This is a genomic window from Acinetobacter dispersus (assembly GCF_009884975.1).
Taxonomy (GTDB): Bacteria; Pseudomonadota; Gammaproteobacteria; order Pseudomonadales; family Moraxellaceae; genus Acinetobacter; species Acinetobacter dispersus.
The window spans coordinates 847,184-862,532 of sequence record NZ_CP041970.1 but is presented as its reverse complement, the minus strand read 5'-3'; the positions used below and the strand labels follow the sequence as shown (position 1 = coordinate 862,532).

The 15,349-nt window shown below is 41.9% G+C and carries 16 protein-coding genes; 11 read left to right on the top strand and 5 right to left on the bottom strand.

The window, feature by feature from the left end:
• Positions 1-100 precede the first annotated feature (100 nt).
• From FPL17_RS03630 to FPL17_RS03580, 11 genes are all read left to right on the top strand, one after another.
• Entirely contained in the window at positions 101-2,278 is a 2,178-nt protein-coding gene (locus tag FPL17_RS03630; RefSeq protein ID WP_159883320.1) for a phage tail tape measure protein, read from the top strand.
• 74 nt (positions 2,279-2,352) lie between these two features.
• Positions 2,353-3,537 (top strand): DNA circularization N-terminal domain-containing protein, encoded by a 1,185-nt coding sequence (locus FPL17_RS03625; protein WP_159883319.1) that lies wholly within the window; start codon positions 2,353-2,355, stop codon positions 3,535-3,537.
• Complete coding sequence (locus FPL17_RS03620; protein WP_032874576.1) at positions 3,527-4,621, top strand: phage baseplate assembly protein; 1,095 nt, start codon at positions 3,527-3,529, stop codon at positions 4,619-4,621. The genes FPL17_RS03625 and FPL17_RS03620 overlap by 11 nt, the downstream gene beginning before the upstream one ends.
• Complete coding sequence (locus FPL17_RS03615; protein WP_159883317.1) at positions 4,618-5,100, top strand: phage baseplate assembly protein domain-containing protein; 483 nt, start codon at positions 4,618-4,620, stop codon at positions 5,098-5,100. The genes FPL17_RS03620 and FPL17_RS03615 overlap by 4 nt, the downstream gene beginning before the upstream one ends.
• A gap of 3 nt (positions 5,101-5,103) precedes the next feature.
• On the top strand, positions 5,104-5,466 hold the full coding sequence (locus tag FPL17_RS03610) for a phage GP46 family protein (protein ID WP_159883315.1): 363 nt from the start codon (positions 5,104-5,106) through the stop codon (positions 5,464-5,466).
• Between the two features lies 1 nt (position 5,467).
• Positions 5,468-6,514, top strand: a complete 1,047-nt coding sequence (locus FPL17_RS03605) for a baseplate J/gp47 family protein (protein WP_159883313.1) — start codon at positions 5,468-5,470, stop codon at positions 6,512-6,514.
• Entirely contained in the window at positions 6,511-7,044 is a 534-nt protein-coding gene (locus FPL17_RS03600) for a hypothetical protein (RefSeq protein ID WP_159883311.1), read from the top strand. The genes FPL17_RS03605 and FPL17_RS03600 overlap by 4 nt, the downstream gene beginning before the upstream one ends.
• A complete protein-coding gene (locus FPL17_RS03595; RefSeq protein ID WP_159883309.1) occupies positions 7,044-7,748 on the top strand; it encodes a phage baseplate protein in 705 nt (234 codons plus the stop codon). Before FPL17_RS03600 ends, FPL17_RS03595 begins: the two co-directional genes overlap by 1 nt.
• Complete coding sequence (locus tag FPL17_RS03590) at positions 7,745-8,068, top strand: hypothetical protein (RefSeq protein ID WP_032874565.1); 324 nt, start codon at positions 7,745-7,747, stop codon at positions 8,066-8,068. Before FPL17_RS03595 ends, FPL17_RS03590 begins: the two co-directional genes overlap by 4 nt.
• Positions 8,068-9,237 carry a hypothetical protein gene (locus FPL17_RS03585; protein WP_159883307.1) on the top strand — a complete coding sequence of 390 codons (1,170 nt, stop codon included), beginning with the start codon at positions 8,068-8,070 and terminating at the stop codon, positions 9,235-9,237. Before FPL17_RS03590 ends, FPL17_RS03585 begins: the two co-directional genes overlap by 1 nt.
• Before the next feature lie 301 nt (positions 9,238-9,538).
• Positions 9,539-10,759, top strand: a complete 1,221-nt coding sequence (locus FPL17_RS03580) for an MFS transporter (RefSeq protein ID WP_159883305.1) — start codon at positions 9,539-9,541, stop codon at positions 10,757-10,759.
• Positions 10,760-10,782: 23 nt separating this feature from the next.
• On the opposite strand, the gene FPL17_RS03575 is transcribed toward FPL17_RS03580, so the two are convergent.
• The 5 genes from FPL17_RS03575 to FPL17_RS03555 all read right to left on the bottom strand — a co-directional run bounded on the left by FPL17_RS03575 (position 10,783) and on the right by FPL17_RS03555 (position 15,105).
• The gene (locus tag FPL17_RS03575) at positions 10,783-11,391 is read right to left on the bottom strand and encodes a DUF2238 domain-containing protein (RefSeq protein ID WP_159883303.1); all 609 of its coding nucleotides are present in this window, start codon (positions 11,389-11,391) and stop codon (positions 10,783-10,785) included.
• A gap of 93 nt (positions 11,392-11,484) precedes the next feature.
• The gene (locus tag FPL17_RS03570) at positions 11,485-12,438 is read right to left on the bottom strand and encodes a siderophore ABC transporter substrate-binding protein (protein ID WP_159883301.1); all 954 of its coding nucleotides are present in this window, start codon (positions 12,436-12,438) and stop codon (positions 11,485-11,487) included.
• A gap of 9 nt (positions 12,439-12,447) precedes the next feature.
• A complete protein-coding gene (locus FPL17_RS03565) occupies positions 12,448-13,212 on the bottom strand; it encodes an iron ABC transporter ATP-binding protein (protein WP_159883299.1) in 765 nt (254 codons plus the stop codon).
• Positions 13,203-14,159: an iron chelate uptake ABC transporter family permease subunit gene (locus FPL17_RS03560; RefSeq protein ID WP_159883297.1), complete on the bottom strand. Its 957-nt coding sequence runs from the start codon at positions 14,157-14,159 to the stop codon at positions 13,203-13,205. The genes FPL17_RS03565 and FPL17_RS03560 overlap by 10 nt, the downstream gene beginning before the upstream one ends.
• Positions 14,149-15,105 (bottom strand): ABC transporter permease, encoded by a 957-nt coding sequence (locus tag FPL17_RS03555; RefSeq protein WP_159883295.1) that lies wholly within the window; start codon positions 15,103-15,105, stop codon positions 14,149-14,151. The genes FPL17_RS03560 and FPL17_RS03555 overlap by 11 nt, the downstream gene beginning before the upstream one ends.
• Positions 15,106-15,349 lie beyond the last annotated feature (244 nt).

The following is a 15,349-nucleotide window of genomic DNA, read 5'->3' as shown; positions in this document are numbered from 1 at the left end:
AAAACAGTACTCATGCAGCCACCACAGCAGAATCATCAAATATAAAATCTTATGTAGCGACTGAACGTAAACACTCAAAACCTAAGACTGGAGATAATGAATGAGCAATAATAACTCTACCGTTTCTTTGACGCTTCAGATCAAAGGTCAACAAGCTGGTCAGGAGATGAAGAAGTTCTCAGACCAGCAGATAGCTGCAACTAAACAAATCAATCAGCAATGGACACAGATCGGCAATGCTCAGGCGACTTCAGTAAGCAATTCTAAAAAGATTGCGGATGAGCTAACCAAGCAAGGTCAGGCTTTAGGCGGTCAAAAAAAAGAAGTTACCGCAATTGATCTAGCGCGTAAGTTAGGTATTAGAACAGAACAACAAATAAAAAATGAGATTAAGCAAACTCAGAGTACATATGCTCAGCTTGGTATTTTACAACGTCAAGGTTTGGCAACAACAAAAGATATGGAGCGTGCCTATGCTTCCATGAATAGCAAGGTTGCTCAATTAAACCGTGAACTTGGGAAAACGGTTGCAACCGAAAAGCAAATCCAGCAAATTCAAAAAAGTAATGGTGGTGGATACAGTGTTTTGCAAAGAGGCTCAGCTGCCGCAATGGGAGCTGTTGCTGGTGGTGCGATATTCTCCAATGCTTTGCAAAAACCCCGTGATTATGATCAGCAACTAACCTACATTGCTGCCACAGCTACAGGTGGTCAGAATATGGCTGTTGCGGATCGCTTGGCTGCACGTTCTCAATTGAATGATTACATTAAGTCTGCTGTTCGAGCTGGTGGCGGTACGCGAGAAGATGCAGCTGCTGCCGCAAACACGCTGATTGCTTCAGGTAAGTATGAACTGAGCAATGTTGCCCCTGCATTAAATGCAGCGGTAAAAACAGCATTTTCAACTGATGCTGCTGTAACAGATGCCGCAGCTCTGACCGTGCGAATGCAAGATTTTGGTGTAAATAATTTACAGCGTGGTCATGATATTGCTGTACGTGGTGGTCAGCTTGGTAGCTTTGAATATAAAGATCAAGCGAAATGGCTAGCGCAGCAAATGGCTGCTGCACGTGCGTCAGGTTATAGCGGTGAAAAAGGACTCATGGAGCTAGTCGCAATGAATCAAGTTGCGATGTCTACAGCTGGAACTGCGGATGAAGCTGGTAATAACTTGGTCAACTTATTGACCAAGCTCTCCAGTCGCGAATTTAGCAAGGCGATTGGTGATTCTGTTGTGCCTGTTGCTGGCGATCCAACAAAATCGGACGGCAAGAAAAAACCTAAGCAAGTTTTTGATTGGAGTACTTACTCAATCCAACAGCGCAACCAAGGCGTATATGGAGTTGAGGCATTTGTACAATTGCTTGACCGTCAGCTCGCTGGAGATAAGCAATATCAACGATTACAGGCTATGGCAAAAAAAGGCACTTCAGCAGAGCGTAAAGCTGCAATTGAGGATATGAGCAGCATTGCAATGGGTAGCCAGCTTGGTGAAATTATTGCAGATCGCCAAGCATTAATGGCTGCATTAAGTGTGGTTTATAAAAAGGATCAGTTAAATAGCATTCGCCAAGGTCTTACCACTGCTGGTGGTACAGTTGACGCTGACTCTGCAATGGTACGCCAAACGGAATGGGCAAAAGATATGGCAATGGAGCAAGAGAAACTTTTTGCTCAATCCAAAGCCTATGATGCAGTGTCTGATTCATTAAGTACTGCCAAGGATAAGATTGTTGAATGGTCGCAAGGTAATGAACAATTGGCTGCCACAACCTATGGTGCAACAGTTGCAATTGCTGGACTAGGTGCAGCAGCTGGCATTGCAGCATTGGCTGTTGGCGGTAAAGGTGTTCTAGGCGGTGCTGTTGGCGGTGCAGGTACTGTAGCTGGTGGAGCTGCGGCTGGTGGTGTAGCAAAAACTGCTGGAGTTGCAGCAGCTGGATACTTGGGATATGAGCTGTTTAAGCCATTAGATGACTTTTTCTATGGAAAAATTGCAGGCTTGTTTGGTGCTTCAGAGGATCGCCCTGATTTTATGCAAATGGCAATTGAAAAAAGCCAAGAGCAAAAAGCAGTACTTGAACAACAAAATCAGCTCATTGAGAAACAAACTCAAATGAGTGGTGATGTAGTCAATAAACTAAATACTTTGATTTCAGTTACTCAACAAAACAAGCCAATGATGATGGGTGGCGGTTTGATGGATCAAATCACACAACATGCCCAAGCAGAGCAAAAACGACATGGTCTTGATTTGTTGTCTTATGGGCAAAAATAAAAGGAAGCCTTTCCGCCTAATATAAAAGCCTTACTTTTCGCACAATAAACCTCACTAAAGTGAGGTTTATTGTTATGGGCTGGAAAGACGAATTACAGGATGCGAGTTTTCGTGGAGTGCATTTTGAATGTACGACAACCAATGAGTCTGGCTCAAAATCTTTAGCTATCAAGCAAGGACCTTATTCAAATAAAGCATCAATTGAGGATATGGGGAACAATCCTCTAAAAATCAGCATTGATGCTGTCTTTACTGGTGAAAACTACAAAGTTGAAATGGACGCTCTTTGGGCGGCTTTGGTAGCAACAGGCTCAGGCGAGCTAATTCATCCAATTCATGGTGTGATGCAGGTCAATGCAGAAAATTACAACATTGTTCATAAAGCTGAAGACGTAAATGCCTGCACAATAGCCATTGAATTTATTCAAGCTGAAGACAAAGAACGTCCTTTATTTATTCCAGTTGTAGCACCTACAGCCATTGATACCAAGGCAATCACCGATACACCAGCTCGTTCGCTTCAGGCTGCATTAAATAAGCTTGAAAATACTGATCCGAATAAGTTTTTTACTATCGTCAACAACATCCGTAATGGCGTGAATACTGCGTATCAATACCTTGGTATTGTTAAAAATGCAGTTGAGTCAGCACTTTCTCCTGCTGATGCCATTGTTGGTTTGGTCGATGATGTGACCAAGATTGCGGCATTCAATACCAATATTTCAGCGATTTCAAAATGGCGTGATTTATTCAAACGTGTACAGCGTTTTGAAAGGCTTTTTCAAGATGATGATTTGCCTGAAGTAAAGCAAACATGGCGAGCAACAAAAATTGCAAGCACCGTTGCAATTTCTCAAAACGTAGTCGTAGCTGTACGTAAAGAAATGGCTGAGAAAAAGCAACCAAGCTTTACGCCTGTTGATCTCGCGATCATTCGACAACAGACCAGAACTCAACTACAGCAAGCAATTAAAGCTGAACGCGAACAAGCAACCACTGCTTTAGACTTTGAAACTGTAAACCAAGTACAAGTCTTTAAAGAGGTTGCAGATCAGGTTCATTTGCAAATTCAAGAATTAATTGAAGTACGTCCCCCAATTACTAAAACTCAAATTGTTGTGCCATGTACGCTTCATTCGCTTGCTCACATGCTGTACGGGGACATGGATCGTGCTGAAGAAATTCGTCATTTAAATCCTGATTTATTTAATCCAGCAGTACTTCAAATCGGCATGGAGTTGACCGTCTATGCAAGATAATTCAGGTAAAGATATTCGGCTCATCATTGGTGATATAGAAATCAATGGTTGGGACAATGTGAGCTGTGACAGTCAAATTGATACTCCAGCAGATAGCTGGAATTTAACCTTGTTTCGTCATGATGGTCAGGCTCTGCCAGCAAGTGTGCAAGGTGCAGCAAAAATACAATTGCTTTACGGTGATGAAATTATCCTGACTGCAATTACTGACCGTATCTCTGAAGGCGTTAAACGTGAAGGTTATGGGCTTCAGATTTCAGGTCGTGATTTAGCAGGTCAACTGATCGATTGCTCTGTGCCTATTTTTAATGGTCGCCAAGTCACTTTGGGCGAGTTGATGGAACGCTTTGTTCTCGCTGGTGACTTTGCCTCAATCATCCATGATGTGCGTATTCAAAATGATAGCTGGCTGAAGAACAAAGTGTCGGTAGAGCCTAGTGAGGCACTTTGGGACTCAATTATTAAAGCAGCTCAGGTCACTGGCCAGCACGTGTGGTTTGATCCAGATGGCAGCTTAAATATTGGTGATCCGTTTGCTAATCCATATCAAGTGCAGCAGCCTTTACGGTTAATTAAGCCGCTGAATAATGAAAATAATGTGCTTAGCCTTCAGTACGACAATGATGTGTCCAGTGTTTTTACACAGCTTCAAATATTGAGCCAAAACTCTGATGCAAACAGCTTGCTTGCTCAAACCTTCGCTCAAACTCAATACAGTTTTAATCGTCTAAAAATAATCACTTTAAGCGATGTTGAAAGCCAAGCTGAAGCTGAAGCTGCATTGTTGAAAATCAAAAAAGACAATGATTTAGAGGCTTATAGCCTGACTGCAACAGTGGATGATTGGGTGATCGATGGCAAGGTGTGGCGAGCTGGTTGGTATGTCAATGTTGAAACCAATGCATTGAGCCATGCAACTGGCAAATGGGCTGTTATGGGACGCACTTTAATGCTGTCGCGTGCTGAAGGGAAAACCACACGTTTAAACCTCAAACGCCAAGGTGATTGGGCGCAACCCCTTATTTATAAAGAGCCGCAATCTACCAAGAAAAAAAGAAAAACCACCAAGGGAGCTAAAGCATGATCAGCATGGCTCAAGTAAAAAAAGCTATCGGAAAATTGCGATTTCCACTGTTTGGAATGGTCGCTCGTGGTGGCTCAAAAGCACTTCAAGTTACAGGCTTATCAAATGAAACATTGACTGATGTTGAGCTACTTCAGCAAATCGGCTTCAGCTCACATATTCCAGAAAATGCAAAAGTTGTACTTATTCCCCTTCAGGGAACTACAGCTAAATCAGTCGTTATTGCCACTAAGGGTGGCGCGATCTTAATCAATGTCGATGAAGGCGAAACCTGCGTTTATGACCAATTCGGGCATTCAGTCTGGCTTCAGGAAGACGGCACGCATGTTAAAGGCGGTGATCTGATTATTGATGACGGCAATGTACGCGTACTCAATGGCGATGTCTTTGATCAAACAAGCTCAATGCAAGCCATGCGTGATGTTTACAACGACCATAAGCATGGCAACAGTCCACCAGCTGCACCACCAATGGAGTAACTCATGGGAATTATTAATTTAGAAACAAAAGACTATGTTCTCACTAGTCTTGATGCTGCCTTTAATGACGATGTTGTTCAATCAGTTTGCTTACGATTGAACATTCAACGTGGAAAGTATTGGGCTGATCCTAATTTAGGTAGTCGTTTTTATCTATTACGTCGGTCAAAAGATGTACCACGTATGATCCAGACAGTTAAGCAATATGCTGAAGAAGCATTGGCAGACTTAATACCTTCACGTCTGGAGTCACTGGTTGTTTCAGCGACTCAAACAGTTAAAAGCCGTATAGACCTAAACATAGAGATCACTCGTTTAACTGGTGAAAAGCAGTCTATTCCTTACTTTGTCGCGGTAGGTGGTTGATATGGCTTATCAAATTAAAACCTTTGCACAAATCCGCAATCAAATTGCACAGGAAATCCGTAACTCAACTGGTTTATCCATTTCAGATGATAGCGACGCTGGTATTCGTGCTGATGGAACTGCGGCAACTGTAGAAGGTCTATATCACCATCAAATCTATATACAGAAGCAGCTTTTTGTTGCGACTGCTGATGAGCCTTTTCTTTATATTCATGCTGATGAGTTAGGTCGACCACGTCTTGGTGGTACTCAAGCCTCTGGTACAGTTTTGGCAAAATCCAATGTGAATTTGACCATACTTGCTGGTAGCAAATTAACAGATGGTAAAGGACATTACTGGACAGTAAGCAGTGATACAACTCTGGTTGCCAATATAGCCAAAGCTGTTGATGTGGTTGCTGATCGTGTAGGTGCTAGCTGGAATTTTACAGGTACTTTGCTTTGGGTGAGTCCATTGGCTGGTCTCAGTGGCACTGCAACGGATGTATCGATTGGTGGTGGTACTGATGAGGAAGAACTAGAAGATTGGCGTGCACGTCTATTAGAACAAAAACAGTTGGGGCAATCCCGATATCGGGCTGAAGATTTAGAAGCCTTGGTTCGGTCAGTTCCTAATGTGAAAGATGCTTATATTTACCCTAAACGTCGAGGTCTTGGTTCACTTGATGTAGCGATCACTGCGGTTGGTAATCCTCCAACATTACCAAGTGAGGCATTGATAGCAACAGTTCAAGCTGTGCTTGATGATTATGCTGGCTTCTGGGCGGATTGTAGAGCCTATTCACCGACTGAGCAGCTTGTGCCCGTCACAGCATTGATTTCAGGTACAGCAAATTTAAATGTTGTACGACAAGTTATCCGTGATTACTTTTCTGAAATTGCACCTGTTAAGCCTTATCAGGCAGCAATTTTAACTGCTCGCATTGTCGCTATTGCTGGAGTTACTGACTTAGTTTTAAGTCCTTCAGTGAATATTGTCCCGACAGTTAATCCATTCCATACCTATTGGCTACGCCTTGGCACATTAACAGTGAGTGCTGCGCCATGACTTTAGAAGAAACAACAAAATTGTATGAAATATTGCTGCGATCATTACTACCAGTTGGTGGTTATGATCAAGCACCAAACACCAATATTGCTGATGACATCTATGGTCATGCTAAAGCTTTGGCTCAAGCCGATCTTGACGCTAAACGACTGCTGAACGTACTCGATTCAATTCCACCTGAACTATTAGAAGAATATGAGCGTGAGTACGGTTTACCACTGAAATGTCAGACCAATGTGGGTCAAACCTTTGAAGAACGTTTGGCTGTAGTGAATTGGATCAGAAGTACACGCAATGTTTTAAATACTGCTTATCTGGAGCAGCTTCTCACGATTTTTAATGTGAATTTGATTGATTTGGTGACTTATAAGCCAATGCAATGTACAGCTCCATGCAACGCTCCAGTGAATACCGATTTGTTGAGATTCAAAGTCAAATTGAAACTACAAAGTCCCGTTAATGCAGATATGCAATGCATTATTCAAAACTATTTACCAGCTTTTCTGCGCTATGACATAGAGGTGATCTAATGGAACGTATCAATACTATAAATGCTCGACTTGATGTCAATGGAGTTGGAAAAGCAGGCTTTCATGATAATGCTGATATTTCAGGACAAGACGCAACTTATATCAGTCCTGAATGGTGTAATCATGTTCAGGAAGAAATTGCCAATGTAATTGAAGGATTTGGCGAGGCTTTAAATCCTGCACAAAAGAATCAAGTTTATATGGTTGTTAAAGGTATTAATGACCGTACTACAGCAATTGAGAACTTCATTGAAAATATTGTCGATTACTTTTATCCAGTTGGAGTAATTATTGATTTTGGTATCCCTGACTTTAATCCAAACGTCAAATACGTTGGGACAACGTGGGTTCGACATGGTGAAGGTAGAGCATCTGTAGGTTTGGCTACATACCCTGACGCTCCACCTTGGAAAGCGGTAGTTGGTAGTCTTTTTGGTAGTGATTTCCATACATTATCACTTGCTGAAATACCATCACATGCCCATAGTGAGCATCCATTTAATAAGTTTGTTGCGAAGGCTGCTGATATCGGTGGTGGAGATTGTACGCCTACAGACTATGATTACACGCCATCTGAGGTTGTAGTCGCCAATATTACGCCAGAACAATGGATTTCTGCTACTGAGAAGAGCGTTGGTGGCGGAGAACCCCATAACAACATGCAAGAATCTATCATTGATGCACGTTGGAGACGCACAGCATGAATCAAATAATTAAAACAAGTAACAGCTTTGAAATGGTCTTTATTGCTCGGAATGGCAAAACTCGTGAAGCATTATTCATCACTGAAAACATGCATTTCATTGCAAAAATCGTCGATTCAGCATCAAAAGTGATTGCTGAGTGCCAAGTGACTGTTTTAGATCAATCTCTATCTAAAGGCGGTGTGCTAATTGAGGTTGATAAGTCTATTACAGCGAATTGGAAAGCTGGTACAGCTCGAACCGATATCAAGCTTGAAATAGATGGGAAGGTAAAAAGTTCAAACACCTATTCCTTCACAATTGAAAAGAGTATTAGCTAATGATCGATATTGTTTTGGAAGTGCATTGGTCTAACAATCCAATGCCAATCAATGATTTGATTGAAAACCCTGAATTTGTTTTTGATTTGCCTTTAGGCTTCTTTACTGGCTTAGATGCACCAGTTACTTCAGTACAAGGTAAAACAGGTTCAGTTGAATTAGATGCTGAAGACGTAGGTGCAGAGCCTGCTGGATCGGTTGCACAGGCTATAGATGAATTACAGCCTCAGTTTGCCGATATCAATGATGATTTAAGCTCGATTCATCTTCAGATTGATAGCCTTAGTGATAACAAGCTTGATAAGGTTGATTATATCCAGCACTGGCGTGGTGTTCATGGAAGCTATGCTGAACTTGTTGCAGCTATACCCATTGGTAATGATGGTGATTACGCTCATATTGAAGCATCGCAAAACTTTGGGCGATTATCAGCAATATGGAGCGGTATTGCTGGTGTCTGGAATATTTCAGGAATCAATGTCGGCTCAAATACGGATGAAATGCCTGAAGGCAATTTGAATCTGTATTTTAAGACTGACCGTGTCTTGTCAACGTTGCTTGCAGGCTTTAGTCCTGTTAATAGCGTTATTAGTGCAGCTGATACGATTGCTCAAGGGTTTAGCAAAGCTCAAGGTCAGATCAGCAATATCATCAATACCTTTGCTGAGAATGTCAGAAATACATTGCTGTCAGGGATTGTTTTCACTGACAAAACTAAAGTTAAAGCAACGGATTCAGTTGAGAAAGCTGTTGGGAAGTTACAAGCGCAACTGGATGATTCTCCAGCAGCAGTCACTTGGTATAATGCAAAAACGATTGGTACTATCCATAGAGATATTGATAATGCTTGGACTAATATCGAGTTCGCCAAGATCAATGGCATGCTGTGGATACGTGGTCGTGTCTATGGTGCTATTTCGCCTTCTATCCCTTGGGTTACTATTGCAAATTCAAGTTGGTACTTGAATGCACCATTAACACCAACTTCTGGTAATTCGATACCCGTTTCATTTTTGGGCGTACAGCAAGCAACTGGTGGTCCATTGATACATCATCAATTCTATGGAGCGCAATCAACATTCTATGGTTTGTCTTTTACGATCACTTCGTCATTTACAGACAAATATGTTTTTATCAATGCAACTTGCTTGGGTCAGTTAGCAGTCTAGGACTAAGCATGCAGAACAATTTGTTTTGGATAATGTTTTAAAAGATAAAAAATTGAAATTTGTTTTCAACACATGAAACTGTTTAAATCGCCAATTATCTCAAAATTATGCCGAAATTATCTCGGCGCGCATCACTAAAAAATCTCTGCTTTGCATTATACATAAATGAAAACAATTATCATTCAATTAATCAATTTTTATGCTGCATCTCCAAATCAATTGATATAAAAATCGTGTTCTATTTCACCTTTTCCAAAGCGAGTCGAATATAATACGGCGGTACTTTTAGACCCGAGATATTATGTCCTCGCCAAGCTCTCCCTTGCACTCATCTCCCCCACACAACTATTCTTTATTTCTGGTTATTTTCTCCCTTGCGGTTGGTAGTTTTTGTATTGGTACTACTGAATTTGTGGCAATAGGATTGATTCAGGAAATCGCCACCGATTTAAATGTCAGTGTGCCGCATGCAGGCTATTTCATCAGTGCCTATGCACTCGGTGTTATGGTAGGTGCACCGATTATTGCGATCTTGGGGGCAAAAGTACCACGAAAGACGCTATTGCTCAGCTTGATGCTTTTTTATGGCTTGGCCAATGCAGCAACCGCGTTTGCAACTACACCTGAAGCCATGTTGCTGTCTCGCTTTATTGCTGGTTTTCCGCACGGTGCTTACTTTGGTGTAGCGGCATTGGTTGCGGCTGAACTGGCAGGCAAACAACGCCGTGCCACAGCGATTGCACAAGTGATGATGGGTTTAACAATTGCCAATGTCATTGGTGTGCCTATTGCCACATGGCTGGGTCAACAATTTGGCTGGAAAGCAGGCTTTGAGTTTTCTGCGGTAATTGCGTTTATTACCCTAATCGGTGTCAGCCTATTTGTTCCAAATATCCCATTGCAGAAAACCGCCAGTATCAAAGCGGAATTGGCAGGTTTAAAAAATATCAATATGTGGCTAACCCTTGCCGTTGGTGCAATTGGCTTTGGTGGTATGTTCTCGGTTTATAGCTATGTCTCACCAATTCTAACCGAATATACCCATGCCGATATTCGAGTGGTGCCTGTGGCCCTCGCAATTTGGGAGGTGGGTATGGTGATTGGTGGCTTGGTTGCTGGCTGGTTGGCAGATAAAAATCTATTTAAAACCATTATTGGCATTCTGATCAGTTCTGCACTCGCCTTTGTTGCAGCCAGTTTTATGATGTCCAACCTTTATACAGCAATTGCAGCCCTATTCTTGATTGGTTTTACCGTGATCGGTCTGGGCGGTGCTTTACAGACACATCTGATGGATATTGCAGGTGATGCGCAAACTTTGGCGGCCTCACTGAATCATTCAGCTTTCAACTTGGCCAATGCACTTGGTGCTTTCTTGGGTGGTTGGGTCCTCAGTCATAATATGGGCTGGTTAGCACCGATTTGGGTGGGTTTTGTATTAAGTTTAGGCGGTCTAGCGATTCTATTGATTGCTCTGGCTTATGCCAAATATTCACAAAAAAATGAATCTGCCGCGCCTTAACGGTAGATTCGTTGCTTTAAAAATTACGCCATTAACTTTGCAATTTGTCGATCATGCCATCGAGAGAATAACAATAAGGCTGTGATCGACCCAATCAAGGCAAAAAACATATCTGACTGTGTATCCCACTCATCCCCTTGTGTCCCCAAAAATTCTTCTGCCCCTTGCCCCAAAGACAATGCTGCCGCCCATTCAATCAATTCATAGCTGGCACTGATTGCCAATACAATACAGATCACAATGAAACTGAGCATTTTGCCTTTGCTTAAAATATGGTTGCGGATCAGGATTTCACGCGCAGCTATGGCAGGCACAAAGCCCTGCATAAAATGTCCAATTTTGTCATAAGGATTACGTTCTAAACCAAACCATTGTGCTATTTCAAAACCCAACGGCACACGTGCATAGCTATACGCCCCGCCCACAATCAGCACAATGGCATGTAAGAAAATAAGTCCATATAACAGAGGGCTGAGCGGAAAAGCTTTATAAGTGGCAAATAATAATGGGACCACGATCAATACAGGTATTACTTCAAGCCACCACGTGGTCCGATCGAAAGGTTGAATCCCAGAAATTAGCAGCAAAATGGCTAGAATCGCTGTGCCCAAATACAGTAAAGAAATACGCATGCTGTTATAAAGTCGTGTTTATTTTCCTTTATCATATAAAAAACCCAAAGGGAGTCCTTCGGGTTTTTGTTATAAAATTAGTAGATTAAGTTTTTATTTCACAGCATCTGTCACTTCTTTCAGCATCGCCTTCATGCCATCCAGTCCATTGTTCATTAAATACCAGTTACTTGAATCTAGATAAACAATATTGCCATTTTGCGCTGCTTTGGTCTGATTGATAATCTTATTATTCAAGACCTGTTTTGCTCCTTGCTGATTTTCAGTAATCGCTGCGCCACGGTCGATCACAAACAGATAGTCTGGATTTTTCTGAGCGATAAATTCATGCGAGATAGCCATGCCGTGCAAGCCCACTTTGATTGAAGGATCTGCAGGGGTAAAACCATATAAGTCATGAATATTACCGAAACGTGAGCCTGGGCCGTACGCTGCAATTTTGCTGTTATTCACCAAAATTACTAATGCTGTTTTACCTTTGGTTTTGGCTTTTAATGCGTTAATGTCTTTTTCTAGAGTTTGCAACTGCTGCTCAGCATCCTGTTTTTTTCCAACCATCTCTGCAATATTCAGGGTTTGCTGTTTAAAGGAATTAAACTGATCGTTATAGTCCACATCGACAAAATAAGTTGGCGCAATCTGTTTGATTGGATCAAGTAAATTTTCCATGCGTCCACTCATCAAGATCAGCTCAGGCTGACTAGCCGCAATTTTTTCCAGATTCGGCTCTTTAACTGTACCTACATCTAGATATTTACCCTCATTAAAATCTTGCAACACTTTCGGTAATGGTGTGCCTTTTGGCAAAGCAACCACTTTATCACTCGCACCCAAAGCATGAATGGTATTCAGGGCATTGGTATCCAGTACTGCAATACGAGACAAGTTTGCAGGAACCGTGATCTGACCAGCCTTGCTGTTAAAGCTCAAACTATCCTGTGTCGCAGCAGCATTTGCATCCTGTTTTGCCGAAGGTGCTTCGGAATTACTACATGCAGCCAAGACCACACTCAGCATCATGACTGGCAATGTTTTTTTGAAAAGCATAACGAACTCCTAACTAATAAAATACAAACCTAATTTGTGCTGTTGAACCTGTTGAATCGGGATATGAAAATCAAAAATATCGTTGAGAATGCGTTCATCCATCATCTGTTGTGGATGTCCTTGATAGACCAGTTGCCCCTCTTTCATGGCAATGATGTGGTCGGCATAAACTGAGGCAAAATTGATGTCATGAATCACCACAATGATCGACTTACCGTGATTCTCAGCTAAGTCTTTTAACACCTTCATAATCTGCGAAGAGTGTTTCATGTCTAGATTATTTAAGGGCTCATCCAGCAAGATATAATCAGTGTCTTGTGCCAGAATCATGGCGATATAAGCACGTTGACGCTGGCCACCCGATAATTCACTAATTTGACGATGGCGTAATGCCTCTAAATCCATATAGGCAATGGAACGGTCAATCACCTCACGATCTTCTGCGGTCAAGCGTCCTTGTGAATATGGGAAGCGACCAAATGCCACTAAATCCTCAATACTCAGTCGTAACTCGGTATGGTTGGACTGTTTTAAGATGGCCAGTTTTTTTGCAATCTCGGCACTTTTCATTTGGCGTAGATCCTGTCCATCCAGCAACACTTGACCTTGATCAGCCTCAATTAAACGACTCATGATCGAAAGCACGGTACTTTTACCCGCACCATTCGGGCCAATAAAAGCCGTAAACTGACCCTTGGCAATACTGAGTGAAAGCTCTTGTACCACCTGCTGTTGCTGATAGCTTTTGCTTAAATTCTTTAGCTCTATTGCCATTTTTTATTTTCCTTCAGTAATATCCAGAAGAAATAAATTCCACCGACAAAATTAATGATCACACTGAGCGTGGTTTTAAGATTCAATAGATGTAATACGATGAATTGCCCAATCATCAGACACAGGATGCTGACCAAAATAATGCCGAGTAATAAGATGTGATGTTGATGGGTCTTGAACAGCTCAAGGGTAATGTTGAGAACCAGTAAACCAAGGAACATCATCGGGCCTGCCAAGGCTGTCGCAGAAGCGAGTGCCAATACCACCAGAATCAATAGCAAGCGGCTAGTCTTGTCATAATCCAGACCCAAATTCAGAGCATGATCGCGTCCCAACGCCATCACATCCAACTTGTGATAGTGCTTTAAGCTGTAAAACAGAATCGGCACAATAGTCAGTAAAGACAGTCCCACCGTTTCCATTTTCACCACATTAAAACTGGCAAAACCTGCATAGGCTGCGATTTGAAATTCATCAGGATCAAGTAAGACCTGAAAGAAGGTGGTCATGTTGTCAAATAAGGTTGAGCAGATCAGCCCCACTAACAGCAGGAAGTAAATATTTTGCTGCGCAACTTTTTGGAAAATAAACCGATACAGCAGTAAGGCAAAAGTCACCATGAGCAGCAGACTAATCAGATAGTCTGTCACAAAGTTAAGTGACAATAAGGTCGTGGCACCAAAGAAGTAAATAATTGCCGTCTTAGACAATTCATATAATTTATCTAGCCCTAAAGCTTGTGGTGTCACGACCCGATTATTGACAATGGTATGGAAGACCAAGGTCGACACACCTACAGCAACGCCTGCGACGATGATCGCAGCAACAGTTTTCAAGCGTAGACCGAGTGCATATTGCCAAGCTACACCCAAATTCCAGCCCAAATACAAAGCAATGCTGAGGATGACTAAAAAGGTTAAAACAATGAGCTTGGTTTTATGTGGCATAACGATATCTCCTGAGTAATAACCACAGGAAAATTACACTTCCCACCACACCCATAATTAGACTCACCGACACCTCATAGGGATAAATCACCACTCGGCCAAATACATCACAGAGTAGAACCAACAAAGCGCCAAGTAATGCAGTATGTGATAAGGTTCGACGGATATTGTCACCTAGATATAAGCTAACCAAATTCGGTACGATCAGGCCAAGAAAAGGAATCGCGCCAACGGTCACAATCACCACACCAGTAATCACCGAGACCAATAACAAGCCAAGAAATAAGGTCTGTTTATAATTCAGTCCAAGATTGGTGGCAAAATCCTGTCCCAAGCCTGCCAAGACAAAACGATTGGCAAAGATATAGATCAGAATCAAGACAGGAACACTGAGATAGATCAGCTCATATTGGCCATTTAAAATGGTCGAAAAGTCTCCTTGCAACCACCCTGCCAAGTTCTGCAATAGATCCATTTGCAAGGCAATAAAAGTGGTAAAGGCTGAAATAATACTGCCGAAAATCATCCCCACCAGCGGAACAAAGACGGTATCTCGATGCTTGAGGGTCGCCAAAATGCTCATAAAGGCCATTGCCCCGATCAGTGTCACAGTTATGGCAAAACCAGTTTTCACAAAGATTGAAGCACTCGGCAGCAAGATAATCGAAACCAGTACGCCTAAACGTGCACAGTCATACAAACCTGCTGTGGTTGGGGAAACAAAACGATTGCGGCTAAGTGATTGCATAATCAAGCCACAGACACTCAGGCCCGCACCTGCCACAATAATTGCCATGAGACGTGGTAAACGGCTGGTCCAGAACAATTGCCAGTCCTGTGGATTGCCTGCCCACAAACCATCAAGACTCATGTCTCCTACACCGACAAATAAAGAAATAAATGCCAGTGGAAGCAATAATAAAATTAGATAACGCCGCTTAATCATGTTGGGAGAACTTCATCAGTTGCGTAAACTTAAAATAAGCTTAAAAATTACAAAACATTAAACAAGAAACTATCACAAATGATAAAGATTATTGTTAACTTTTTTAAATGAAAGACTGCTTATGTGAAGCACAACTTAATGAAGTGGACTTTTAATTTTTAATAGAAAAGCTCTAAGTCTCAGTGTTACCGAGCTTTAGAGCCAAATTGAGTGTCGTCTAATGAGGATAAATAACTAAGCAAGG

Excerpts from the sequence above, each read along its gene's own strand:
- FPL17_RS03630 (WP_159883320.1), top strand. The coding sequence starts at position 101 with ATGAGCAATAATAACTCTACCGTTTCTTTGACGCTTCAGATCAAAGGT.
- FPL17_RS03625 (WP_159883319.1), top strand. The coding sequence starts at position 2,353 with ATGGGCTGGAAAGACGAATTACAGGATGCGAGTTTTCGTGGAGTGCAT.
- FPL17_RS03620 (WP_032874576.1), top strand. The coding sequence starts at position 3,527 with ATGCAAGATAATTCAGGTAAAGATATTCGGCTCATCATTGGTGATATA.
- FPL17_RS03615 (WP_159883317.1), top strand. The coding sequence starts at position 4,618 with ATGATCAGCATGGCTCAAGTAAAAAAAGCTATCGGAAAATTGCGATTT.
- FPL17_RS03610 (WP_159883315.1), top strand. The coding sequence starts at position 5,104 with ATGGGAATTATTAATTTAGAAACAAAAGACTATGTTCTCACTAGTCTT.
- FPL17_RS03605 (WP_159883313.1), top strand. The coding sequence starts at position 5,468 with ATGGCTTATCAAATTAAAACCTTTGCACAAATCCGCAATCAAATTGCA.
- FPL17_RS03600 (WP_159883311.1), top strand. The coding sequence starts at position 6,511 with ATGACTTTAGAAGAAACAACAAAATTGTATGAAATATTGCTGCGATCA.
- FPL17_RS03595 (WP_159883309.1), top strand. The coding sequence starts at position 7,044 with ATGGAACGTATCAATACTATAAATGCTCGACTTGATGTCAATGGAGTT.
- FPL17_RS03590 (WP_032874565.1), top strand. The coding sequence starts at position 7,745 with ATGAATCAAATAATTAAAACAAGTAACAGCTTTGAAATGGTCTTTATT.
- FPL17_RS03585 (WP_159883307.1), top strand. The coding sequence starts at position 8,068 with ATGATCGATATTGTTTTGGAAGTGCATTGGTCTAACAATCCAATGCCA.
- FPL17_RS03580 (WP_159883305.1), top strand. The coding sequence starts at position 9,539 with ATGTCCTCGCCAAGCTCTCCCTTGCACTCATCTCCCCCACACAACTAT.
- FPL17_RS03575 (WP_159883303.1), bottom strand. The coding sequence starts at position 11,391 with ATGCGTATTTCTTTACTGTATTTGGGCACAGCGATTCTAGCCATTTTG.
- FPL17_RS03570 (WP_159883301.1), bottom strand. The coding sequence starts at position 12,438 with ATGCTTTTCAAAAAAACATTGCCAGTCATGATGCTGAGTGTGGTCTTG.
- FPL17_RS03565 (WP_159883299.1), bottom strand. The coding sequence starts at position 13,212 with ATGGCAATAGAGCTAAAGAATTTAAGCAAAAGCTATCAGCAACAGCAG.
- FPL17_RS03560 (WP_159883297.1), bottom strand. The coding sequence starts at position 14,159 with ATGCCACATAAAACCAAGCTCATTGTTTTAACCTTTTTAGTCATCCTC.
- FPL17_RS03555 (WP_159883295.1), bottom strand. The coding sequence starts at position 15,105 with ATGATTAAGCGGCGTTATCTAATTTTATTATTGCTTCCACTGGCATTT.